The organism is Streptomyces sp. NPDC053665, assembly GCF_055585285.1.
This window is the reverse complement of the sequence record NZ_JBVJKK010000007.1, coordinates 69,598-92,692: the sequence shown is the minus strand read 5'-3', so window position 1 is coordinate 92,692 and position 23,095 is coordinate 69,598. Positions and strand designations below refer to the sequence as shown.

Annotated in this window: 19 protein-coding genes, 1 tRNA gene, 1 pseudogene and 1 riboswitch; of the genes and pseudogenes, 16 read left to right on the top strand and 5 right to left on the bottom strand. The window is 71.7% G+C overall.

The genetic code is table 11. The annotated features are described in order from the left end of the window. The first annotated feature begins 23 nt into the window (after positions 1–23). The 10 genes from ACZ6ZN_RS26220 (at position 24) to ACZ6ZN_RS26175 (ending at position 11,611) form a co-directional block, all read left to right on the top strand. Positions 24–1,520, top strand: coding sequence for a protein kinase domain-containing protein (locus tag ACZ6ZN_RS26220; protein ID WP_398111149.1), 1,497 nt, complete (start codon positions 24–26; stop codon positions 1,518–1,520). A 142-nt stretch (positions 1,521–1,662) separates the two neighbouring features. After that, positions 1,663–2,310 (top strand): SurA N-terminal domain-containing protein, encoded by a 648-nt coding sequence (locus tag ACZ6ZN_RS26215; RefSeq protein WP_398111112.1) that lies wholly within the window; start codon positions 1,663–1,665, stop codon positions 2,308–2,310. Positions 2,311–3,109: 799 nt separating this feature from the next. Continuing rightward, positions 3,110–4,129 (top strand): nucleoside triphosphate pyrophosphohydrolase, encoded by a 1,020-nt coding sequence (locus ACZ6ZN_RS26210; protein ID WP_469649959.1) that lies wholly within the window; start codon positions 3,110–3,112, stop codon positions 4,127–4,129. A gap of 46 nt (positions 4,130–4,175) precedes the next feature. Continuing rightward, positions 4,176–5,450: a cytochrome P450 family protein gene (locus ACZ6ZN_RS26205; RefSeq protein WP_469649958.1), complete on the top strand. Its 1,275-nt coding sequence runs from the start codon at positions 4,176–4,178 to the stop codon at positions 5,448–5,450. Positions 5,451–5,629: 179 nt separating this feature from the next. Then, entirely contained in the window at positions 5,630–6,628 is a 999-nt protein-coding gene (locus tag ACZ6ZN_RS26200) for a transglycosylase family protein (RefSeq protein ID WP_469649955.1), read from the top strand. Between the two features lie 228 nt (positions 6,629–6,856). Then, a riboswitch (cyclic di-AMP (ydaO/yuaA leader) is annotated at positions 6,857–7,023 on the top strand. 4 nt (positions 7,024–7,027) lie between these two features. Continuing rightward, positions 7,028–7,747 (top strand): transglycosylase family protein, encoded by a 720-nt coding sequence (locus ACZ6ZN_RS26195; protein ID WP_469649953.1) that lies wholly within the window; start codon positions 7,028–7,030, stop codon positions 7,745–7,747. A 399-nt stretch (positions 7,748–8,146) separates the two neighbouring features. Continuing rightward, on the top strand, positions 8,147–9,427 hold the full coding sequence (eno, locus tag ACZ6ZN_RS26190) for a phosphopyruvate hydratase (RefSeq protein ID WP_365514982.1): 1,281 nt from the start codon (positions 8,147–8,149) through the stop codon (positions 9,425–9,427). Between the two features lie 114 nt (positions 9,428–9,541). Further along, positions 9,542–10,018 (top strand): FtsB family cell division protein, encoded by a 477-nt coding sequence (locus ACZ6ZN_RS26185; protein WP_398111117.1) that lies wholly within the window; start codon positions 9,542–9,544, stop codon positions 10,016–10,018. 55 nt (positions 10,019–10,073) lie between these two features. Further along, positions 10,074–10,673, top strand: a complete 600-nt coding sequence (locus ACZ6ZN_RS26180) for a DUF501 domain-containing protein (protein WP_469649949.1) — start codon at positions 10,074–10,076, stop codon at positions 10,671–10,673. Then, complete coding sequence (locus ACZ6ZN_RS26175; RefSeq protein WP_469649948.1) at positions 10,670–11,611, top strand: Ppx/GppA phosphatase family protein; 942 nt, start codon at positions 10,670–10,672, stop codon at positions 11,609–11,611. The genes ACZ6ZN_RS26180 and ACZ6ZN_RS26175 overlap by 4 nt, the downstream gene beginning before the upstream one ends. Positions 11,612–11,615: 4 nt before the next feature. Here ACZ6ZN_RS26175 and ACZ6ZN_RS26170 read toward each other — a convergent pair. Then, positions 11,616–11,828, bottom strand: a pseudogene (locus ACZ6ZN_RS26170) (type II toxin-antitoxin system RelE family toxin); the annotation flags it as partial. A 168-nt stretch (positions 11,829–11,996) separates the two neighbouring features. Between ACZ6ZN_RS26170 and ACZ6ZN_RS26165 the strand changes: the two are divergent. From ACZ6ZN_RS26165 to ACZ6ZN_RS26155, 3 genes are all read left to right on the top strand, one after another. Further along, a complete protein-coding gene (locus ACZ6ZN_RS26165) occupies positions 11,997–12,923 on the top strand; it encodes a DUF2382 domain-containing protein (RefSeq protein WP_469649947.1) in 927 nt (308 codons plus the stop codon). A 526-nt stretch (positions 12,924–13,449) separates the two neighbouring features. Continuing rightward, the gene (locus ACZ6ZN_RS26160; protein WP_451880022.1) at positions 13,450–14,838 is read left to right on the top strand and encodes an NAD(P)/FAD-dependent oxidoreductase; all 1,389 of its coding nucleotides are present in this window, start codon (positions 13,450–13,452) and stop codon (positions 14,836–14,838) included. A 205-nt stretch (positions 14,839–15,043) separates the two neighbouring features. Beyond that, positions 15,044–16,351, top strand: coding sequence for a class I SAM-dependent methyltransferase (locus tag ACZ6ZN_RS26155; protein ID WP_469649944.1), 1,308 nt, complete (start codon positions 15,044–15,046; stop codon positions 16,349–16,351). Positions 16,352–16,426: 75 nt separating this feature from the next. Here ACZ6ZN_RS26155 and ACZ6ZN_RS26150 read toward each other — a convergent pair whose 3' ends face one another. Both ACZ6ZN_RS26150 and ACZ6ZN_RS26145 read right to left on the bottom strand, forming a co-directional pair. Then, the gene (locus ACZ6ZN_RS26150) at positions 16,427–18,961 is read right to left on the bottom strand and encodes an ABC transporter permease (protein ID WP_398111127.1); all 2,535 of its coding nucleotides are present in this window, start codon (positions 18,959–18,961) and stop codon (positions 16,427–16,429) included. Between the two features lie 37 nt (positions 18,962–18,998). Further along, entirely contained in the window at positions 18,999–19,769 is a 771-nt protein-coding gene (locus tag ACZ6ZN_RS26145) for an ABC transporter ATP-binding protein (RefSeq protein ID WP_398111128.1), read from the bottom strand. 415 nt (positions 19,770–20,184) lie between these two features. Between ACZ6ZN_RS26145 and ACZ6ZN_RS26140 the strand changes: the two genes are divergently transcribed. Then, positions 20,185–20,268, top strand: a tRNA-Leu gene (locus ACZ6ZN_RS26140). Positions 20,269–20,540: 272 nt separating this feature from the next. After that, a complete protein-coding gene (locus ACZ6ZN_RS26135) occupies positions 20,541–21,449 on the top strand; it encodes a Bax inhibitor-1/YccA family protein (protein WP_398112480.1) in 909 nt (302 codons plus the stop codon). 78 nt (positions 21,450–21,527) lie between these two features. Here the strand turns inward: ACZ6ZN_RS26135 and ACZ6ZN_RS26130 are convergent, their stop codons facing one another. Next, positions 21,528–21,758, bottom strand: coding sequence for a DUF4287 domain-containing protein (locus tag ACZ6ZN_RS26130; protein WP_398112479.1), 231 nt, complete (start codon positions 21,756–21,758; stop codon positions 21,528–21,530). A 101-nt stretch (positions 21,759–21,859) separates the two neighbouring features. Between ACZ6ZN_RS26130 and ACZ6ZN_RS26125 the strand changes: the two genes are divergently transcribed. Continuing rightward, entirely contained in the window at positions 21,860–22,165 is a 306-nt protein-coding gene (locus ACZ6ZN_RS26125; protein ID WP_398112478.1) for a hypothetical protein, read from the top strand. 35 nt (positions 22,166–22,200) lie between these two features. Here the strand turns inward: ACZ6ZN_RS26125 and ACZ6ZN_RS26120 are convergent, their stop codons facing one another. Beyond that, positions 22,201–22,986 (bottom strand): hypothetical protein, encoded by a 786-nt coding sequence (locus tag ACZ6ZN_RS26120; protein WP_398112477.1) that lies wholly within the window; start codon positions 22,984–22,986, stop codon positions 22,201–22,203. Positions 22,987–23,095: the final 109 nt, after the last annotated feature.

The window sequence follows — 23,095 nt, the reverse complement described above, 5'->3', positions numbered from 1 at the left end:
GCGTCGTCGCCGGCCGTTACGAACTGTCCGCCGTCCTCGGCCAGGGCGGCATGGGCCAGGTCTGGACGGCCTACGACCAGCGGCTGGACCGGCGCGTCGCCGTGAAGCTGCTGCGGCCCGACAAGGTGGCCGGCCAGGAGGCGGAGGAGTTGCGCCGCCGCTTCGTGCGGGAGTGCCGGGTGACCGCCCAGGTCGACCACCCCGGCCTGGTCACCGTGCACGACGCGGGCAGCGAGGGCGAGGAGCTGTTCCTCGTCATGCAGTACATCGACGGGGTCGACCTGGCCGGTCACCTCGCCGGCCGCACCCCCTACCCGTGGCCGTGGGCGGTCGCGGTGACGGCGCAGCTGTGCGCCGTTCTGAGCGCCGTGCACGCGGTGCCGATCGTCCACCGGGACCTGAAGCCGCGCAACGTGATGGTGAAGCAGGACGGCACGGTCACCGTCCTCGACCTCGGCGTCGCCTCCGTCATGGAGACCGACACCACCCGCCTCACCCACACGGGAACGCCCATCGGCTCGCCCGCCTACATGGCCCCCGAGCAGGCCATGGGCGGCGCGGTCGGCCCCTACACCGACCTGTACGCGCTGGGCGTGGTGCTGCACGAACTGCTCAGCGGGGACGTACCGTTCTCCGGCTCCACGGCACTCGGCGTCCTGCACCGGCACCTGTACGAGCCGCCGGTCCCGGTGCGTCGGCTGCGCCCCGAGGTGCCCGAGGCGCTGGAGACCCTGGTGCTGCGCCTGCTGGCCAAGGACCCGCAGCACCGGCCCGCCTCCGCCCAGGAGGTGTACGAGCGCCTGGAGCCGCTCCTGCCCGCCCGCGGCACACCCACCGGAGCGCCCCTCGACCCCACCCGCCCCTTCCTGCGCCCGCACGCCCCCTGGCCGGACCGGGCCCGCACGCCCGCCCCCCAGCCCGCCCCGGCCACCCCCGTCCCCGAGTCGCCGGGCAACACGGACATCGCCCGGGCCGTCGACGAGGTCAAACGCCTGCTCGGCGAAGGCCGCATCACCCAGGCCGTCGACATCCTCGGCGCGATCCTGCCCGTCGCGGCCGGCCGGCACGGCGAACACTCCCCGGTCGTGCGGACCCTGCGCAGGCAGTACGCGGCCACCCTGCTGGACGACGGCCAGTACCGGCGCGCCCTGCCCGAGCTGCGCCGCCTCGCCGACGAACGCGCCGCCGAGGCCGGCCAGGCCGACCCCCAGTGCCTGCGCTTCCGCTACGAGGCGGCCCAGTGCCTGGAACAGCTCGGCGAACCGGCCGCGGCCCTCGCCGAGTATCGGGCGCTGCTGCCGTACTACGAGAACCAGTACGTCGCGGCGGGCGGCCCGGAGCTGGCCCATGACGTGCGCCGCCGCATCGGTCACCTGCTGCTGGCCCTCGGCGACCGCGGCGCCGCCCACGACACCCTGGCCCGGCTGCTGCACGACGTCGAACGCACTCACGGACACGGTCACCCGCTGGGGGTGGAGATCCGCCGCACGCTGCAGTGGCTCGGGCAGGTGCGGGGCTGAGGTCCGGTCCGGGGGCGGCGCGGCGGTGCCGGAAGTCCCGGTGAATCGTTGGTCGAATGGGTTGGCCAGAGCCTGCCCACTGCCTACCATCGATCACCGCAAGACCTTGTGCACCGCCGCACAATCTCCTCGGGAGGTCTCCTTGCACCGCCGCCGTCGCACCGCGCTCGTCCTCACCGCCGCGATCGCCGCCGCGGCGCCTCTCCTCACCGCCTGCGGGAACGACGCGCATCCCGGTGCCGCCGCCGTGGTGGGTGGCCAGCGGATCACCGTCTCCCAGCTGGAGGAGCGGGTCGGCGAGGTCCGGCAGGCCCAGCGGGCGGCCGTGCGGGACGAGGCGCAGTACCGGCAGGCCATCGCCCGGACGGGCACCCTCACGCGGGACACCTTGCAGACCATGGTGCTCGACCGGGTGCTGCACCGCGCCGCGCAGGACGCCGACGTGACCGTCACCCGCAAGGAGATCCAGAGGATGCGCTCGGGCCTGGAGAAGCAGGCCGGCGGTGCGAAGGCGCTGGAGACGACCTGGCTCCAGCAGTACGGCATCCCGCCGCAGCGCCTGGAGGAGAACCTCCGCCTGCAGCTGGAGGCCCAGAAGCTCGCCGAGAAGCTCGGCACCGACACCAGCCGCCCCGAGTTCTGGAAGGCCCTCTCGGACGCCTCCAAGGACCTCGACGTCAACCTCAACCCGCGCTACGGCACGTGGGACGTCCGCAAGAGCAGCCGCGCCGACGCCAAGACCCCGTGGGTCCGCGACGTGACGGCGACGCAGGCGCAGCAGTCCATGTAGCACGCCGGACGACGCACCGGGCCCGGGCCACCTCCGGGCCCCCGGGTCCCGGGCCGGCCGACCGGCGCCCGATCCCGCCTGCACGAGCGACCGCTGAGCGCCCGGTCGGGCCCGGCGCGGGCACAGCCGAGTGCCCGACTTGGCCCGTGCGGGCAGTGCCGAGTGCCCGGTCGTACGTGGTGCGGGGCACTGCCGAGTGCCCGACTTGGCCCGTGCGGGCAGTGCCGAGTGCCTGGTCATACGTGGTGCGGGCGCCGCCGAGTGCCTGATAGCACCCTGTACGGGCACCGCCGAGTGCCCGGTCGAACCCCTGGCGGGTCGCGACAAGAGCCCGGGCGAACTCCGTGAGAGTGCAGACAAGCGCCCGCCCGGTCACGTCCTTCGGGCACCGCCGAGTGCCCGGCCGGACCCCGTGTGGGTCCTGGCAAGCGCCCGCCTGGTCACCCCCTTCGGACACCCCGAGTGCCCGGTCGGAATCCGTGCGGGCACTGCCGAGCGCCCGCCCGGTCACCCCCTGCGGGCACCGTCGAGTGCCCGACCCAACCCCTGGCGGGCCCCGACAAGAACCCGCCCCGTCACCCCCGGCGGCACTGACAAGCACCCGCGCCCGGCGCCCCCGGCGGACCCTCACGAGCGCCCGGTCTGCCCCCTGCGAGATCTCCGCACGCCCGCCCGGTCCGCCCCTGCGAAATCCTCCGCACGCCCCGCTCACCGCCCCCTGTGGACAACTTTCGAGGGCCCGCCCCCACCCCCTGTGGACAACTCCGGCACCGTCGGCCCTGTGGGATAGCTTCGAAACGTGAACGCCAACGCCAACGCCAACCGCTCCGAAGCCACCCCGGGACCCCCGCAGCCCGCCCCGGGTGCGGCGGCCCACCCCGGCCGCGCCGTCCTGCTCACGACCAGCCACCGCGTCGCCCCCGGCCTGCTCTCCTGGCCCGCCTGGCAGGCCCTGCACGCGGCCGACCGGGTGCTGTGCGCGGACGGGGCCCACCCGCAGCTGCCCTATCTGCGCGAGGCCGGCGTCGTCGTCGAGGTGGCGTCGCCCACCGCGCAGGACCTCGTCGACGCCTGCGCCGGCGGCCGCACCGTCGTCGTCGTGGCGACGGGCGAGGGCGAGCCGGCCCTGACCGACGGACTGGCCCGCCTCGCCGGCTCCGGCCGCCTCGCCATGCCGGAGCTTGAGCTGCTCCCGGCCTCCTACGACCTGCCCGGCGCCCGCCTCCTCGACCTCGTCCAGGTCATGGACCGCATTCGCGCCGAATGCCCCTGGTCGTCCCGGCAGACCCACAAGGGCCTCGCGAAGTACGGCATCGAGGAGGCGTACGAACTGGTCGAGGCGATCGAGGAGGGCGACCGCGACGAACTGCGCGAGGAGCTCGGGGACGTCCTCCTCCAGGTCGTCTTCCACGCCCGCATCGCCGAGGAGGACACCGAGGCGCCCTTCTCCATCGACGACGTGGCCGGCGGCATCGTCGCCAAGCTCGTCCACCGCCACCCGCACGTGTTCGGCGACGCGACGGCCACCACCCCCGAGGAGGTCAAGGCCCACTGGCTGCGCACCAAGGCGATCGAGAAGCAGCGCACCTCCGTCACCGACGGCGTCCCCCTCGGCCAGCCGGGACTGGCCCTGGCCGCCAAGCTCGCCTCCCGGGCCCGTACGGCCGGGCTCGACATACCCCTGCCCCCGGTCGAGGGCATCGGCTACGAGCTGCTGGCCCTGGCGGTCCGCGCCGAGGCCGACGGCGTCGACCCGGAGGCGGCGCTCAGAGCCGCGGCCCGCGCCTACCGGGACGCGATCCTGCGGGCCGAGGGCTGAGCGGACCCGGGCCGGACGGGGCCGGCGGGCCGGATACCGTCGGACCGTGACCGACCAGCCCCAGCCCAGCACGCCCGCCGCCGCCCCGGAACTCTTCACCTGGGAGTTCGCGAGCGACCCCTACCCCGCCTACGCCTGGTTGCGTGAACACGCCCCGGTGCACCGCACGCGGCTGCCCAGCGGGGTGGAGGCCTGGCTGGTCACGCGCTACGCGGACGCCAAGCAGACGCTCGCCGACCCCCGGCTCTCCAAGAACCCGGCGCACCACGACGAACCGGCCCACGCCAAGGGCAAGACCGGGATCCCGGGGGAGCGCAAGGCGGAGCTGATGACGCACCTGCTGAACATCGACCCGCCGGACCACACCCGGCTGCGGCGGCTGGTGTCCAAGGCGTTCACGCCCCGCCGGGTCGCCGAGTTCGCCCCCCGGGTGCAGGAGCTGACCGACGGCCTCATCGACCGGTTCGCGCGGACGGGGTCGGCGGACCTCATCCACGAGTTCGCCTTCCCGCTGCCCATCTACGCCATCTGCGACCTGCTAGGCGTCCCCCGCGAGGACCAGGACGACTTCCGCGTCTGGGCGGGCATGATGATCCGTCACCAGGGCGGGCCCCGCGGCGGCGTCGCCCGCTCGGTGAAGAAGATGCGCGGCTACCTCGCCGAGCTGATCCACCGCAAGCGCCAGGTGCTGCCCGACGAACCGGCCCCCGGCGAGGACCTCATCTCCGGGCTCATCCGCGCCTCCGACCACGGTGAGCACCTCACCGAGAACGAGGCGGCGGCCATGGCGTTCATCCTGCTGTTCGCCGGGTTCGAGACGACCGTCAACCTCATCGGCAACGGCACCTACGCCCTGCTCACCCACCCCGGGCAGCGGGCCCGCCTCCAGGCGTCCCTCGCCGCCGGGGAGCAGGACCTGCTGGCCACCGGCGTGGAGGAACTGCTGCGCTACGACGGCCCCGTCGAGCTCGCGACCTGGCGCTTCGCCACGCAGCCGCTGACGGTCGGCGGGCAGCGCATCGAGGCCGGCGACCCGGTCCTGGTGGTGCTGGCGGCCGCGGACCGGGACCCGGAGCGGTTCGCCGAGCCGGACACGCTGGACCTGTCCCGCCGGGACAACCAGCACCTCGGGTACGGCCACGGCATCCACTACTGTCTCGGCGCCCCGCTAGCCCGGCTGGAGGGCCAGACCGCCCTCGCCACGCTGCTGACGCGCCTGCCCGACCTCCGGCTCGCGGCCGACCCGGACGAGCTGCGCTGGCGCGGCGGGCTCATCATGCGGGGGCTGCGGACCCTCCCGGTGGAGTTCACTCCGGTGTGACGGCCGCCATGACCAGCGAGCGCTCCCGCCAAACATGACACGCCGTCATGTCTGTGATCTTCACGTGATCTGCGCGGCATGAACTTGTGACAAGTGATCGTCTGCCTATACGTTCACCCATCAACGCGGCCCGGAGACGGCGCCGCGCGGGTCACTGCTGTCTTGCGAAAGGTCTCCGTATGCTCTCCGGGAACGGTCGTCACCGTCGCCCCCGCCAGGCTCCGGCTCTCCTCGTCGCGGCCGGAGTGACCGGCTCCGCCATCGCGATCCCGCTCCTCGGGGCCTCCGGTGCCAGCGCTGCGGACGGCGCCACCTGGGACCGGATCGCGGACTGCGAGACCGGCGGGGCCTGGAGCCAGAACAGCGGCAACGGCTACTACGGCGGCCTCGCGCTCTCCCAGGAGGACTGGGAGAGTCACGGCGGTCTCGACTACGCCGCGAGCGCCGATCTGGCCAGCCGTTCGCAGCAGATAGCCGTGGCCGAGAGAATCCTCGCCGAACAGGGGGTCGGCGCCTGGCACACCTGCGGGCTCCTCTCCGGCCTCGAGAAGGGTGCGTCGGGTTCGGGCGATGCGTCCGGCTCGTCCGGCTCGTCCGGTGACTCCGCTCCGACGGACTCGCCCGGACTGCTCGACTCGCTCGGATCCTCCGGGTCCTCCGCCTCGCCCTCCCCGTCCGCATCGTCCCCGTCGTCTTCCCCGTCCGGCTCGGCGTCACCTGACGCTTCGTCGGCATCTCGGGGCGAATCGGATGATTCCGGTACATCGCGCGCCTCTCGCAGTGCCGATCGGGGGTCGGCCGGCTCGCGGTCGGCCACGCCCGAGAGCGAGGCATCCGGCAAGTCCCGCCCGAGCGACGGCTCCTCGGCCGCGGCGGACACCGGTTCCGGCCGGCACCGCGGCCCCAGTGCCGACGAGAGCACCGAGTCCGCGGACGGCGCTGCGAACGGGTCCTCGGGGCGCCACGCCTCGCGCGACGAGAAGGGCTCCGACGAGAAGTCGGAGGGCGCCTACATCGTCGGCGTCGGGGACAGCGCCTGGTCCATCGCCGACTCCCTCCGGATCGACGGGGGATGGGACGAGTTGTACGCCGGGGGCGAGAAGGCCGCCGACAGCGATGCGGAGCCCGTTCTGCCCGGTCAGACGCTTACCGCAGAGGACGAAACGGACGGGAAGTAGCCGTTCGGGCAGTGCGGGAACGGCGGCGGAAGTCGCCCCGAATCGACGCGAGTTCACGCCATGTTTCGCGGCCTATGTCCCGTATAAACGTGGTGAGAGATAGGTCTCAGAAGCCTTGATCGTCTTTGAAATTCCGGCGATCGCCTGTCTACGGTCGTGACCGCTCGCCACCGCGAGCCCCGGCGGCCGCAACGCCGAATCCTGCCAGCGGCCGTACGGGAACAGTCGTCGCGTCAAGCGCCGTAGGCAGGAGCGGGGGACCCAAGGTAGGTGCCCGACCGGCTCGTTGAGCCGGAAGGGCTAGGGGTGGAGCCGCGTCCCGTGAGGGACGTGGCCGGGCAACTCAACCGGCCCGAACCCGACAGCTCACCTCGCAGGCGTCGGTGAGGGGATCCATCCATGCTGTTTTCCGGCAAGGGCAAGCACCGTCGTCCGTCCAAGGCCACTCGCGCCATCGCCGTCGCCGGTGTCGCCTCCGCCGCCGTCGCCGCTCCGCTGATGGCGGCCGGCAACGCCTCCGCCGCCACCGCCTCCGAGTGGGACGCCGTCGCCCAGTGCGAGTCCGGCGGCAACTGGTCCATCAACACCGGCAACGGCTACTACGGCGGTCTGCAGTTCTCCGCCTCCACGTGGGCCGGTTACGGCGGCACGCAGTACGCCTCCACCGCCGACAAGGCCTCGAAGGCGCAGCAGATCGAGATCGCCGAGAAGGTCCTCGCCAGCCAGGGCAAGGGTGCCTGGCCGGTCTGCGGCAAGGGCCTGTCGAGCGCCGGTTACACCGGCGGCGGTTCCACCGACTCCGGCAGCTCCGCCGGCTCCTCGCAGCAGAACCAGCAGAGCCAGCAGAACCAGCAGGGCACCGAGTCCCGCGAGACCGAGCAGCAGCCGGCCTCCCGTTCCGACGAGCGCCCGGCCGCCAAGAAGACCGTCACCACCCCGACCGGCAAGAAGGTCAAGAAGGGCGACGGCGAGTACAAGGTCGTCAAGGGCGACACCCTCAGCTCGATCGCGGCCGAGGAGAAGGTCAAGGGCGGCTGGGAGAAGCTGTTCCGGCTGAACAAGGACATCGTCGAGGACGCCAACCTCATCTACCCGGGCCAGCAGCTGCACCTGAAGTAAGCAGCAGCTCCCACCGCCGCAGGGCGGTCCGCACCGCACACCCGCGGTCCGGCCGCCCGGCGGCCCCGCCCTCGCGGGAGGCCCTCGCCCTGACAGGCGGCCCCCCGCCGCACGGGCGGGACCCCCGTCCCCACGGGCTCCCCGCCCCGGTGCGCGTTCCCCCGTACGCACCGGGGCGGGGTCATGTCCGCCCGGGCTCCGGGGGCCGAGTTTCGGCCCGTTGCGGCGAACCGCCTTTGTTCCGTTCGGAAACAATTTACTCTCGGTTCTGTCCATGGGGTGGGCGACCCGGTGGCCGATCGCCCCGGGCCGGTTAGGCTCATGTCGCGAGCCACCGGGCCCGCACCCCGCCGGGTCCACGCGACCCGCGTCACCGCGTCACATAAGAAGGAGATGCTCGTGCCGTCCATCGACGTCGTCGTAGCCCGGGAAATCCTGGACTCCCGAGGCAACCCCACGGTCGAGGTCGAGGTCGGCCTCGACGACGGCAGCACCGGCCGTGCCGCCGTCCCGTCCGGCGCCTCCACGGGCGCCTTCGAGGCCATCGAGCTCCGCGACGGCGACTCGAACCGCTACCTCGGCAAGGGTGTGGAGAAGGCCGTCCTCGCGGTCATCGAGCAGATCGGCCCGGAGCTGGTCGGTTACGACGCCACCGAGCAGCGCCTGATCGACCAGGCGATGTTCGACCTGGACGCCACCGACAACAAGGGCTCGCTCGGCGCCAACGCCATCCTCGGCGTCTCCCTCGCCGTCGCCCACGCCGCCTCCGAGGCCAGCGACCTGCCGCTGTTCCGCTACCTGGGCGGCCCGAACGCGCACCTGCTGCCGGTGCCGATGATGAACATCCTGAACGGCGGCTCGCACGCCGACTCCAACGTGGACATCCAGGAGTTCATGATCGCGCCGATCGGCGCGGAGTCCTTCTCCGAGGCCCTGCGCTGGGGCGCCGAGGTCTACCACACGCTGAAGAAGGTCCTGAAGGGCAAGGGCCTGGCCACCGGCCTCGGCGACGAGGGCGGCTTCGCCCCGAACCTCGGCTCCAACCGCGAGGCCCTCGACCTCATCCTCGAGGCCATCAAGGAAGCCGGCTACACCCCCGGCGAGCAGATCGCCCTCGCGCTCGACGTGGCCGCCTCCGAGTTCTACAAGGACGGCGTCTACACCTTCGAGGGCAAGGAGCGCTCGGCGGCCGAGATGACCGAGTACTACGCGGAGCTCGTGGACGCGTACCCGCTCGTCTCCATCGAGGACCCGCTGTTCGAGGACGACTGGGAGGGCTGGAAGACCATCACCGCCAAGCTCGGTGACAAGGTCCAGCTCGTCGGCGACGACCTGTTCGTCACCAACCCCGAGCGTCTCGCCCGCGGCATCGAGGAGGGCGCCGCCAACGCCCTGCTGGTGAAGGTGAACCAGATCGGCTCGCTGACCGAGACCCTGGACGCCGTGGAGCTCGCCCAGCGCAACGGCTTCAAGTGCATGATGTCCCACCGCTCCGGCGAGACCGAGGACGTCACCATCGCCGACCTGGCCGTCGCCACCAACTGCGGCCAGATCAAGACCGGCGCCCCGGCCCGCTCCGAGCGCGTCGCCAAGTACAACCAGCTGCTGCGCATCGAGGAGATCCTCGACGACGCCGCGGTCTACGCCGGCCGCAGCGCCTTCCCGCGCTTCAAGGGCTGACGGCGACAGACCCGGCTCGTCGGCAGCAGCGTCGTACGTACGTCCCCGGACTCGGTCCCGTACCGTGTCCGGGGACGTACGCGCGTATGACGGTGGAGCGGGAGGCGGACTGACATGGCCGTGAAGGACCGGGACCGGTTCTCCACCGCGACCAGGATCCGGCTGCTCGGTGAGCAGACCGCGGCCCGGGTCTACCGCTCCCAGACCAGGCGCCAGGCCCGCCGCTCCCGGCTGACCGGCCGGGCGGCGCTGCTCGCGCTGGTGCTGTGCTCGCTGATCGTGGCCCTGGCCTGGCCGATGCGCCAGTACGTCTCCCAGCGCGCCGAGATCGAGGACCTGCAACGCGAGCAGCAGCAGGCGCGCGAGCGCGTCGAGCGGCTGCGCGACGCCAAGGCGCGCTGGCAGGACGACGCGTACGCGGAGCAGCAGATCCGGCAGCGGTTGCACTACGTCATGCCGGGGGAGACGGGGTTCGTCGTCGTCGACCCGGACGCGGCCGAGCAGTCGCGCACCGACCTGGGCGCGGCGGACCGCCCCTGGTACGCCAACGTCTGGGACGGGGTCGACAAGGCAGACGACTCCGACCGCTGAAACGCGCCCCAGTGACCCCGCAGAGAACCCAGAGAAAGACACCCTGAAGACAGTCATGGAAACGCCCCCGCCGACCACCCCGCGCACCGAGCCCACCGACGCGGACGTCGAGGCCTTCAAGCAGCAGCTCGGTCGGCCCCCGCGCGGACTGCGGGCCATCGCGCACCGCTGCCCCTGCGGACAGCCCGACGTCGTGGAGACGGCCCCGCGCCTGCCCGACGGCACGCCCTTCCCGACGCTGTACTACCTGACGTGCCCGAAGGCCAACTCGGCGATCGGCACGCTGGAGGCGAACGGCGTGATGAAGGAGATGACCGAGCGCCTGGCCGCGGACCCGGAGCTGGCGGCGGCGTACCGGGCGGCCCACGAGGACTACGTCCGGCGCCGCGACGAGATCGAGGAGCTGAAGAACTTCCCGAGCGCGGGCGGCATGCCGGACCGCGTGAAGTGCCTGCACGTGCTGGTCGCGCACTCGCTGGCCGCGGGCCCGGGCGTGAACCCGCTGGGCGACGAGGCACTGGCCATGCTGCCGGAGTGGTGGCGCAAGGGGGCCTGCGTGACGCCCGCCGGCCCGCCGAGCGGCGACGGCTGGCAGGTCGACGGCACGGACTCGGGGTACTTCGCCGTCAAGCCGCTCGAGGAGGACGGCCGATGACCCGGGTCGCCGCCGTGGACTGCGGCACGAACTCCATCCGCCTGCTGGTCGCCGACGCGGACCCGGTCACCGGTGAGCTCGCCGACCTCGACCGCCGGATGACGATCGTGCGGCTCGGGCAGGGGGTCGACCGCACCGGCCGGCTCGCCCCCGAGGCGCTGGAGCGGACCTTCGCGGCCTGCCGGGAGTACGCGGGGATCATCGAGGAGCACGGCGCGCAGCGGTTGCGGTTCGTGGCGACCTCGGCCTCCCGGGACGCCGAGAACCGCGACGAGTTCGTGCGCGGCGTCCTGGACATCCTGGGCGTGGAGCCCGAGGTGATCACCGGGGACCAGGAGGCCGAGTTCTCCTTCACCGGCGCCACCAAGGAACTGGCCGGGAGCGACCACCTCCCCACGCCCTACCTGGTGGTCGACATCGGCGGCGGCTCGACCGAGTTCGTCGTGGGCGACGACCGGGTGCGGGCGGCCCGGTCGGTGGACATCGGCTGCGTCCGCATGACGGAGCGGCACCTGGTCCGCGACGGCGTGGTGAGCGACCCGCCCTCGCCGGAGCAGGTCGCCGCGATGCGGGCCGACATCGAGGCCGCCCTCGACCTGGCCGAGGAGACGGTGCCGCTGCGCGAGGCGCGGACCCTGGTCGGCCTGGCCGGCTCGGTGACGACCGTGTCGGCGATCGCCCAGGAGCTGCCCGAGTACGACTCCGAGGCCATCCACCACTCCCGGGTCTCCCTGGACAGGGTCCGCGAGATCACCGAGTGGCTGCTGCGCTCCACGCACGCCGAGCGCGCGGCCGTGCCGTCGATGCACCCGGGCCGGGTCGACGTGATCGGGGCAGGGGCCCTGGTCCTGCTGTCGATCATGGAGCGCACCGGAGCGCAGGAGGTCGTCGTCAGCGAGCACGACATCCTCGACGGCATCGGCTGGTCTTTGGCCTGACCGCCTACGGGTTGCGGTGGACGTCCCGCCGGTCGCCCACCTCGACCACGAGGACGACCAGTTCACCGTCGTGGATCTGGTAGGCGACCCGGTAGCTTTCGACCCGGAGCCGGTAGAGGCCCGACGGGCCGGTGAGCTTCTCGACGTCGGCGTCCTGGCGGTACGGGTCGTCACCGAGTGCGGTCAGTGCGGTCAGGATGCGCATGGCCTCCGGTCGCGTTCGTGAGCGACGGCATCGCGTGGTCGGTGGTGTGACACCGGCGCACTGGCGGGGCGCAAGGTACTGGCGAAAAGAACGTGCCTTTTGTTGCCGTTGGTCAGTTTCGCCCCTTTTGTGATGCTCACCCGTCCCGGGAACCAGCCTCGCGAGAAGGGTGAGACGACCATGATCACCAGGGAGCAGATAGGGGCCGTCCTGGATCACGCGGTCCTGGACGAAGGCGGCAAGAAGATCGGTGAGGCCAAGCACGTCTTCGTCGACGACGCGACCGGGCGTCCGGAGTGGGTGTCGGTGAAGACAGGCATGTTCGGCACCAGCGAGACGTTCGTACCCATCCGCGACGCCTCACTGGTGGACGACCACACGGAGGTCCCCTACTCCAAGAGCCGGGTCAAGGACGCGCCGCGTGTGGACGTCGACAGCGGCGGTCACCTGTCGGAGGACGAGGAGCACCGGCTCTACGAGTACTACGGCATCGACTGGGACGAGTCCTGGTCGCGGGCCAACCAGCCCGGTGAGGGTGGCTGGGCCCACCGGGACGAGTCCGGTGAGGCCGGTACGGCGGGCACCGCCGGTGGCGCCGCCGGGACCGCGGGCGCCGCCGGGACCGCGGGTGTTGCCGGAACCGCGGGTGCCGCCGGGACCGCGGGCACCTCCGGGGCGGCCGCGGACGCCCGCCGGGGCACGGACGACGACGCGATGACCCGCTCCGAAGAGCGCATGCACGTGGGTGTCGAGCGCCGCGAGACCGGCCGCGCCCGCCTGCGCAAATACGTCGTGACCGAGGAAGTGCAGCAGACGGTCCCGGTACGGCACGAAGAGGTGCGCGTCGAGCGGGAACCCATCACGGACGCCAACCGGGACGCCGCGATGTCAGGTCCGGACATCGGCGAGGCCGAGCACGAGGTGGTGCTCCACGACGAGCGGCCGGTGACCGAGACCGAGGCCGTGCCGGTGGAGCGGGTCCGTCTGACCACGGAGGAGCGGACCGAGCAGGAGACCGTCCACGGCCAGGTGCGCAAGGAACGGATCGAAGGCAGCGCCGAGGAGATCGACGACGAGGGCGACGGCATGGGGCCGGGGCGCCGCTGAGCGGTCTCCGTACACCGGGCCGGCAGGGGTGTCGGCCGGGGTGCCGGCGGCGGGTTCGCCGCCGGCACCCCTCGCACGCCGGCCGGCCGGCCCGGCCCCGAACCGCGCTGGTCAACCGCCTCCGCTGAGCGTCGGCAGGTACGGGTGAGCGGGCCGGGACGGCCGCGGGCCGGGCCGGAGCGGGAAAGTTCGTGAAGTTCTTCACAAGGATTTCGGCCCCTGCGGGGGATCAAAGGGCCCTCGTTGACCCGTCCGAGGACCGAACTGCCCTTTGAACATGTTCAGAAGCATGATATGGAGGGTCCCGGAGACCCCCTCCGGACGGCCCGCGCGAATGCCCTCACAGGGGCCCCTCGGCCCCAGAGAGGCAGCTCACGCGGCATTGACAACGATCCGGGCTGCACACTCGCACTCCGTTGTCACCATGACATGGATCACGCGGGCGGCGGAGGATAGCACACCCCCTCCACAACCTTGTGAAGGGGCGCACGAGGTACCCCCCCGAGGCGGGTGGATACTCGATGGCATGAGCACCACGGAGCGTCCCAGGATCCTCGTAGTAGGCGGTGGGTACGTAGGCCTGTACGCAGCTCGGCGCATCCAGAAGAAGATGCGCTACGGCGAGGCGACCGTCACGGTCGTCGACCCCCGGTCGTACATGACCTACCAGCCCTTCCTCCCCGAAGCCGCCGCCGGCAACATCTCCCCGCGCCACGTCGTCGTCCCGCTGCGACGCGTGCTGCCCAAGGCGGAGGTCCTCACCGGCCGGGTCACCACCATCGACCAGGACCGCAAGGTCGCCACGGTCTCCCCGCTCGTCGGCGAGGCCTACGAGCTGCCCTTCGACTACCTGGTCGTCGCCCTCGGCGCGGTCTCCCGCACCTTCCCGATCCCCGGCCTCGCCGAGCAGGGCATCGGCATGAAGGGCATCGAGGAGGCCATCGGCCTGCGCAACCACGTCCTCGAGCAGCTCGACAAGGCCGACTCCACCACCGACGAGGAGATCCGCCGCAAGGCGCTCACCTTCGTCTTCGTGGGTGGCGGCTTCGCCGGCGCCGAGACCATCGGCGAGGTCGAGGACATGGCCCGCGACGCGGCCAAGTACTACAAGAACGTGTCCCGCGAGGACATGCGCTTCATCCTGGTCGACGCCGCCGACAAGATCCTCCCCGAGGTCGGCCCCAAGCTCGGCAAGTACGGCAAGGAGCACCTCGAGGGCCGCGGCGTCGAGGTCTACCTGTCCACCTCCATGGACTCCTGCGTGGACGGCCACGTGGTGCTGAAGAACGGCCTCGAGGTCGACTCCAGCACCATCGTGTGGACCGCCGGCGTCAAGCCCAACCCGGCCCTCGCCCGCTACGGCCTGCCCCTCGGCCCCCGCGGCCACGTCGACTGCGAGCCGACCCTCCAGGTCAAGGGCACCGACTACATCTGGGCCGCCGGCGACAACGCCCAGGTGCCCGACCTCGTCGGCCGCAAGGCGGGCAACGAGAACGCCTGGTGCCCGCCGAACGCCCAGCACGCGCTGCGCCAGGCCAAGGTCCTCGGCGACAACGTGGTGTCGGGCATGCGGGGCTTCCCGCAGAAGAACTACTCGCACGCCAACAAGGGCGCGGTGGCCGGACTCGGCCTCCACAAGGGCGTCGCGATGATCGTCATGGGCAAGATGAAGATCAAGCTCAAGGGCCGTCTCGCCTGGTACATGCACCGTGGCTACCACGGCCTGGCGATGCCGACCTGGAACCGCAAGATCCGCGTCTTCGCCGACTGGACCCTCGGCATGTTCCTCAAGCGCGAGGTCGTCTCCCTCGGAGCGATCGAGACCCCGCGCGAGGAGTTCTACGAGGCCGCCAAGCCGGCCCCGGTCGCCGCCGCGCCGAAGGCGAAGACCGAGGAGAAGGCCAAGGCCTCCTGACCTCGGCTCCCCGAGCAGTCCGCCGAAGGGCCTCCCGCCATCCGTGGTGCGGGAGGCCCTTCGGCGTGCCCGGCCCCTTCCCGCCGGCCGGGGGGAAGAACGGGCTTTGCCCAGACATGACGCGTGCCGGGGACTGCACCGGGGCGCCGCAGGTGTTTACGTGGTGTCCGGACATGCCGGGATCCTCGTCACGGAGGTGTACACCATGGCAGACGCCGCGCAGCGGCTGCAGGGCCTCTTCGCACAGGTGCTGGGAGCCCCGCTCCCCGTGCGCATCCGCGCATGGGACGGTTCGCAGGCGGGCCCGCCGGGCGCACCGACGCTCGTCGTACGCAACCGCCGGGCCCTGCGCCGCCTGCTGTGGAAGCCGGGCGAACTGGGCCTGGCCCGCGCCTGGGTGGCGGGCGAGCTGGACATCGAGGGCGATCTCTACACCACCCTCGACCTGCTCGCCGGCCTGATCTGGGAGCGCGGCGAGGACGCCCGCACCCTCGCCCAGGCCCTGCGCGACCCCGAGGTGCGCGCCGCCGTCCGCGGCCTGGTCCGGCTCGCCGGTCTCCCGCTGCCGCCCTCCCCGCCCCCCGAGGAGGTCCGCAACCCCCGGCGTCACCTGCACACCAAGCACACCGACCGGCGCGCCATCAGCCACCACTACGACGTCGGCAACGACTTCTACGAGATCGTCCTCGGCCCGTCCATGGTGTACTCCTGCGCCTACTGGCCCGCCCCGGACAGCACCCTGGAGCAGGCCCAGCACGACAAGCTCGAACTCGTCTGCCGCAAGCTCGGCCTGACGCCTGGTCAGCGGCTGCTCGACGTCGGCTGCGGCTGGGGCTCGATGGCCCTGCACGCCGCCCGCGAGCACGGGGTGAGCGTCGTCGGGGTCACGCTCTCCCAGGAGCAGGCCGCCTACGCCCGCAAGCGCGTCGCCGACGAGGGCCTCACCGACCGGGTCGAGATCCGCGTGCAGGACTACCGCGACGTCCGCGACGGCCCCTACGACGCGATCTCCTCCATCGGCATGGCCGAGCACGTCGGAGCCGACCGGTACCTGGAGTACGCCACCGACCTGTTCGGTCTGCTCAAGCCGGGCGGGCGGCTGCTGAACCACCAGATCGCCCGTCGCCCCCGGCGCGACGAGTCGGCGTACAGCGTCGACGCCTTCATCGACTCCTACGTCTTCCCCGACGGCGAACTCCAGCCGGTCGGCGGCACCGTGGCCCAGCTGGAGCGCGCCGGGTTCGAAGTGCGCGACGTGGAGGCGCTCCGCGAGCACTACGCCCTCACCCTGCGCGCGTGGGTGACCCGGCTGGAGGCCGACTGGCAGCGCGCCGTGCAGCTCGCCGGCCCCGGACGGGCCCGGGTCTGGCGCCTGTACATGGCCGCCTCCGCGCTGGCCTTCGAACGCAACCGCATCGGCGTCAACCAGGTCCTGGCCGTCCGGACCCCGGAACCGGGTGCCTCCGGGATGCCGCTGCGCGCCCGCACCTGGGGTGCGCCCGCCCCCGACTGAACCGGCCGACCGGAAAGGGCCGGGTTCCCCCGTGTCGGGGAGCCCGGCCCTTCGGCGTGCCGCGGAGCGGCCCGGTCACTCGGCCTTGATCGCGTTCAGCATGTTCAGCCGCGCGGCGTTGCGGGCCGGCCACATCGCGGCCAGGACGCCCACGAGGCCGGCCAGCACCAGGAAGATCCCGATCCGGTCCCAGGGCAGGACCAGCGCGTAGCCCGGGATCTGGTCCGCGAAGGTCTCGCCGATCGCCCAGCCGAGGAACGCGCCCAGACCGATGCCGACCACCGCGCCGAACACCGAGATGACGACGGCCTCCAGTCGCACCATCCGCTTCACCCGGCGCCGGTCCAGGCCGATGGCGCGCAGCATGCCGATCTCCTGCTGCCGTTCGAAGACCGACATGGCGAGGGTGTTGACGACGCCGAGCACCGCGATGATCAGGGCCATCGCCAGCAGGCCGTACATGACGTTCAGCAGGGTGTTGATGGCGCCGCCGAACTCGTTGCGGATGTCCTGCTTGTCCATCACGGTGATGGCGGGGTTGTCGCCCAGCGCGTCGATGAGGACCTTCTCGTTCGCCGCGGACTGCCCGCCGTCGAGCTTCACGAAGATCTGCCTGATGGACGGCTTGGTCTCGTGCCGGTCCGCGACCTTCCGGTCGATGAGGACGGGGGAGAGGAACTCGCTGTCCTTGTACACGGCGCCCACCGTCAGCGTGGCCTTCTCCTCGTCGCCGAAGGTGACGGGGAGCCGGTCGCCGGTCTTCCAGCCCCTGCTCTTCGCCGTCTTCTCGGCGACCGCGATCCGGCCGTCGGCGAGGGAGCCCGCACTGCCGCTGACGACGTCGACGGTCAGGACCTTCTCGATGTCACCGGGGGTGACCGCCGAGGCGGACACGAAGTCCTTGCCGTCGAGCTGGAAGTAGACGTCCTGCTGCGGCGAGACCGCGGAGACGCCCTCGGCCTTCGCCAGGGCCGTGAGCGCCGACCGGTCCAGGTCGCCGCCGTTGGCCATGGAGACCATGTAGTCGGCCTTGATGTTGTCGGTGGTCATCTTGTCGATGGCCGTGCCGACGGTGATGCCGAGCACCGACAGACCGGTCACCAGCGTCAGCCCGATGGCCAGCGCGGAGGCGGTGGCGCCGGTGCGGCGCGGGTTGCGGACGGCGTTCTGGCCGGCCAGCTTGCCCGCCACCCCGAAGGGGCCGACGAGCAGCGGACGGACGAGGGCGATCACGGGCCGGGACAGCAGCGGGATCAGGATGATCACGCCGATCAGCGCGAGGAAGGCACCCGCCCCGATGTACATGCGGCCGTCGTCGCCGCCCGTCGAGGCACCCGCCACGATCCCGACCGCGCCGAGGGCGGTGACGGCCGCGCCGATGGAGTTGCGCAGCACCAGCGACTTGGTGGTGGCCACCGCGTGGAGGCTGTTCATGGCCGCCACCGGCGGGATCTTCGCGGCCCGGCGGCCGGGCAGCCAGGCGGCGAGCATCGTGATGAGCACACCCACCGACAGAGCCGCGATCACCGGCGTGACGGACAGGATCAGGGGGCCGTCCGGCATCTTCATGTCGAAGGCGGCCATGCCGGAGCGCAGCCCGACGGCCAGGCCGATGCCGAGGACGAAGCCGACGGCCGAGGCGACCAGGCCCACCAGCGCGGCCTCGGCGAGCACCGAGCGGGTGATCTGCCGGCGGGACGCGCCGACGGCCCGCATCAGGGCGATCTCCTTGGTGCGCTGGGCGACCAGCATCGTGAACGTGTTGGAGATCAGGAAGATCCCCACGAAGAGCGCGATGCCCGCGAAGCCGAGCAGGACCTGCTTGAGGTTGCCCATGCCCTGCTCGATCTGGTCGGCCTGCTTGTCGGCGAGCGCCGTGCCGGTCTGCGCCTCGGCCGAGTCCGGCAGCAGCGGCTTGACCGCGTCCAGGATCTTCGTGTCGTTCGCCCCGGGGGCGGCGGTGACGGTGGCGCTCTCGAAGAAGCCCGGCTTGAGGTACTGCTTCTGGGCGACGGCGGTGTCGAAGAGGACGAGGCTGCCGCCGGCGTTCACGGCGCCGTCCTCGGTGGTGAACACCCCGCTGAGGGTGTACTCCTTCACCGGGCCGTTGGTCGCGACGCGCACCCGGTCGCCGACCTTGTACTCGCCCTTGGCTGCGGACTCCTCGTCCAGGGCGATCTGGTCGTCCTTCACCGGGCCGGAGCCGTCGGTGAACGTGTAGGCGGTGTCCTTGCCGTCCTTGCCGGGGGCGAAGTTCGAGCCCTTGTTGGACCAGCCGACGCCGATCAGCTTCCCGTCGGGGTCGGCGACCCCGGCGAAGCCCTCGACGCGGCCGTACACCCCGGCGACGCCGTCCACGGCGGAGATCCGGTCGAGGACCTTGCCGGACAGGCCCGGGTCCTGCTCGGGGTCGTCCGGGTCGGCGTACGAGGAGACGGACACGGCGACGTCGTCGTAGCTCTTCGCCGACTGGTTGCGGAAGGCGTGGGAGAGGGTGTCGGCGAAGACCAGGGTGCCGGAGACGAACGCGACGCCGAGCATCACGGCGAGCACGGTCATCAGCAGCCGGGCCTTGTGCGCGAGGACGTTGCGCAAGGCGGTACGGAACATGGTGGCGAATCTCAGTCCTGTCGGTCCTGGCGGGGGATCAGCTGGTGCGGCCCTTGGCGTCGAACTGCTTCATGAAGTCGAGGACCGTGTCGGCCGTCGGCCGGTGCATCTCGTCGACGATCCGGCCGTCCGCGAGGAAGACCACGCGGTCGGCGTAGGACGCCGCCACCGGGTCGTGGGTCACCATCACGACGGTCTGGCCCATCTCGCGCACGGAGTTGCGCAGGAAGCCCAGGACCTCGGCGCCGGAGCGCGAGTCGAGGTTTCCGGTGGGCTCGTCACCGAAGATGATCTCGGGCCGGGAGGCCAGCGCCCGGGCCACGGCCACGCGCTGCTGCTGACCGCCGGAGAGCTGGGAGGGGCGGTGGCCGAGCCGGTCGGCCAGACCGACCATGCGGATCACGGAGTCCAGCCACTGCTTGTCCGGCTTGCGGCCCGCGATGTCCATCGGGAGGGTGATGTTCTCCAGGGCCGTCAGCGTCGGCAGCAGGTTGAACGCCTGGAAGATGAAGCCGATCTTGTCCCGGCGCAGCTTGGTGAGCTGCTTGTCCTTGAGGGAGCCCAGCTCGGTGTCGCCGAGGCGCACCGACCCGGAGGAGAAGGTGTCGAGGCCGGCGACGCAGTGCATCAGGGTCGACTTGCCGGAACCGGACGGTCCCATGATCGCGGTGAACTCGGCCCGCCGGAACTCGACGGTGACCCGGTCCAGGGCGACCACCTGGGTCTCACCCTGCCCGTAGATCTTGGACAGATCCGTGGCGCGCGCGGCCACGGCGGTGGCCCGGTCGGCGAGGGATGCGGTGGTCACGGGGTGGCTCTCCTGTCGGACGGCTGTGCGGGGGAAGGACGTGTTCCATCGTCCGGGTCCGCGGCGGCCGTGTAGTCACCCGCTGTTCCGGTTCCGGGGGGCGACTCGGGTCGGACCCGGGGGCGCGGCGTCATACCTGGGGATGACACCGGACCCCGAAGAGGCCCTCTGGCCGGAACCTGTCGTTCCGGCTGTCCAGAACAGGTGGAGTGCCCTCGTTCCGGCGGTGAAATTCCGTCATTCCGCATACGCCGCTGTCCGTCGCACGCAAGGCTGATGGCAAGTGCGGACGGCGCGTTCCGTGTGCTGATGCACCCTCAGACGTCAATAAAATAAGACAACATCGGTCTGCCCGTCCGCTGTTCGGGGGACGTGTCCCGATAGTCTCGGAACCTCGTTGCGGAGCCCATGGCCTGCCCGGATGGTGGAATGCAGACACGGCGAGCTTAAACCTCGCTGCCCCTTCGCGGGCGTGCCGGTTCAAGTCCGGCTCCGGGCACTTTCCGGTCCCAGTGCGGTCCGCCGGCGTGATCCACCGACACGTCGACGACGGACCGGGCCCGGCCGATGATCACCGACCGGTACCGAGCCGGTTCCGGGACGGTACCGGACCGCTGTGGAATGAAGCCCTCCGGCCTGGGGAATCAGGGAGCGGCGTAGCGTGTTGCGCTGCACGACGAGGGAAAGATCCTCCCCGAGCAGGAGGGTCATTCCTTTGCCTACCTATTACTCTTGAGCCAAGGCCATGCCGTGTGGCCATGGAGGAGTGAAATGAGGAGCAGAAACCCGGTCTTCTCGCGACGGGGGTTCAGCCGCGACAACGGCTACGCGGGCTTCAACACCGCGCCGCAGGCCGGGGGTCCCGCTGTCGCCACCCAGGGCAACCCGTACGCGCAGCCCACGGGTGACGCGTACGCCCAGAACCCGTACGCGCAGAACCCTTACGCCCAGCAGGGCCAGCAGTTCGGCGCCCCGCCGCAGGCCCCGGCCGCCACCGGCCGGATGACCATCGACGACGTCGTCCTGCGCACCGCGAGCACCCTCGGTGTGCTCATCGTCACCGCGGCGCTCTCCTGGGCGCTGCTGCCGGTCGACGACGCCAACATCAGCCGCAGCTACGGCATCGGCATCGGCGCCGCGCTGATCGGCATGGTCCTGGCGTTCGTGCAGTCCTTCAAGCGCAAGGCCTCGCCCGCGCTGATCCTGGCGTACGCCGCGTTCGAGGGTGTCTTCCTCGGCGTCGTGTCCAACATCGTGGACAACCGCATCGCCGACGGTGCGGCCATGCAGGCGGTGATCGGCACGATGGCGGTCTTCGCCGGTGTGCTGATCGCCTACAAGGCCGGCTGGATCCGCGTCAACCGCCGCTTCTACGGCTTCGTGATGGCGGCCGCGCTCGGCTTCATCCTGCTGATGACCGTGAACCTGCTGTTCGCGGTGTTCGGCGGCGGTGACGGCCTCGGCTTCCGCAGCGGTGCCCTCGGCGTCGTCTTCGGCGTCATCGGCATCATCCTCGGTGCCTGCTTCCTCGCCCTGGACTTCAAGCAGGTCGAGGACGGCATCGCCTACGGCGCCCCGCGCGAGGAGGCCTGGCTGGCCGCCTTCGGCCTGACGCTGACGCTGGTGTGGATCTACCTCGAGTTCCTGAGGCTCATCTCGATCCTCAACAGCAGCGACTGACACCAGCAGGTCGTGCGCGAAGGGCCCCGGCTCCGGCCGGGGCCCTTCGTCGTCGTCGGGGGCAGGTGACGCACGCGCCTAGAGCAGCTTGCGCGCGGCCCTCCTGAGGTCGTACTCGTGGACGATCGCCTTGGCGTGGCCGTACGCCAGGTCGTGTTCGTGCCGGAGCCAGCTGACCTTTTCCTCGAAGCGGAAGAGTGCCGGGCCTTCGTCGACGGTGCGCAGCCAGTCGGAGATCTCACGGCCGGTGCAGTGCGGGATGCGGGCGAGCATGTTGCGGTGGGTCTCTTCGGAGAAGACTTGGGACATCGGCGCCTCCGGACGCTGGGATGTAAGCCGGTCCTTCAGGTCACCGTGCCCGAGTGTGCGTCCGTTGGCAACAGTCCCGGTGCGACGCGTACGCTCGCGGCGTGGTTGATACGACGCCCCTCCTCCGAGCCGTTGATCACTTCGCCGACCGTCTGAGGGCCGCGCCCCAGAGCCGGCTGCAGCGAGGCGCGGCAGCCGAGGCGCTCGCCCTGGCCCGGGAGCTGTCGCGCAGGTCGCAGGTCCTGGAGGGCGAGGAGCCCCGGGAGATGCCCGACGCGGGGATGTTCGCGGCGGCGGACCAGATCATGGTCGCCGGACACGACCTGGCCGTGGTGCTGCCCGGTGACGCCGAGGTCGACGAGGCGGTGCGCCTGGTCGAGGACGCCCAGAAGCGGGCCGGGGTGTGAGGCGGCCCGGGCCGGACGCGGGGGCGTGAGCGGTCCTAGAAGGACGCGATGACCCGGTCGGCCAGGATGTAGACGTTCTCCTCGCCGCACTCGAAGGTGAGCGTGTAGGCGCCCGAGATGCCCGAGCCGCCCAGCAGCACGGCGCTGCGGCCCGCGCGCAGGGCCTGCGCCAGCCGCTCCGCCGTCTCCCGGTGGCCCGGGGTCATGCACAGCGTGGTGCCGTCGGCGAAGACGTACACGTCCAGGGTGCCCAGGGGGCCCGGGCGGACGTCGGTCAGCTCGACGCGGGAGGCGGCCAGCTCCTCCAGGGCGGCGGCCGTGCGCTCGTGGTCGTTCACCACCGGGGAGGGGTTCGGCACGAAGTCCGGGTGGGAGGGGTGGCGGCGGCGGGCCGCGGCCAGCTCCGGGGACTCCCCGGCCGGCTCCTCGGCCTCGGCGGCGCCCGGCTCGGACACCGGCTCCAGGCCCGCGAAGTCGGCCTGCCGGGGCAGGAACAGGTCCGTGTCGGGCAGGCCCAGCAGGGACGGGGCGTCGGAGGCGTCACGGGCCTCCTGGGCGGCCCAGAAGGCGCGCGCCTCGGCGAGCTCCCGTTCCCGCTCCTCGGCGAGTGCCGCGGCCACGGCGGCCCGTATCTCGTCGGTGTCGGCCGTGGTGCGGGCGGCGGGCAGCAGGGCGCGCGTGGTGGCGGCGCGGTTCTCGGCCAGCGCGGTGTGCAGGGCCGCGACCTGTCGGCGCAGCTGCAGGACGGTGCGCAGGACGGCGACGCCCACGGCGCCCGTGGCGGCCGTGGTGACCAGCAACGCGATCGGCATGGCGCTCACTGACGTACTCCCGGTTCAAGGTCGACCCCCGACTTCCTACATCAGCTTGAAGGGCGGACTGACCGGCTGTCAGTGCGTAACGTCACGAAACGGACAGGACTTCGGTCGC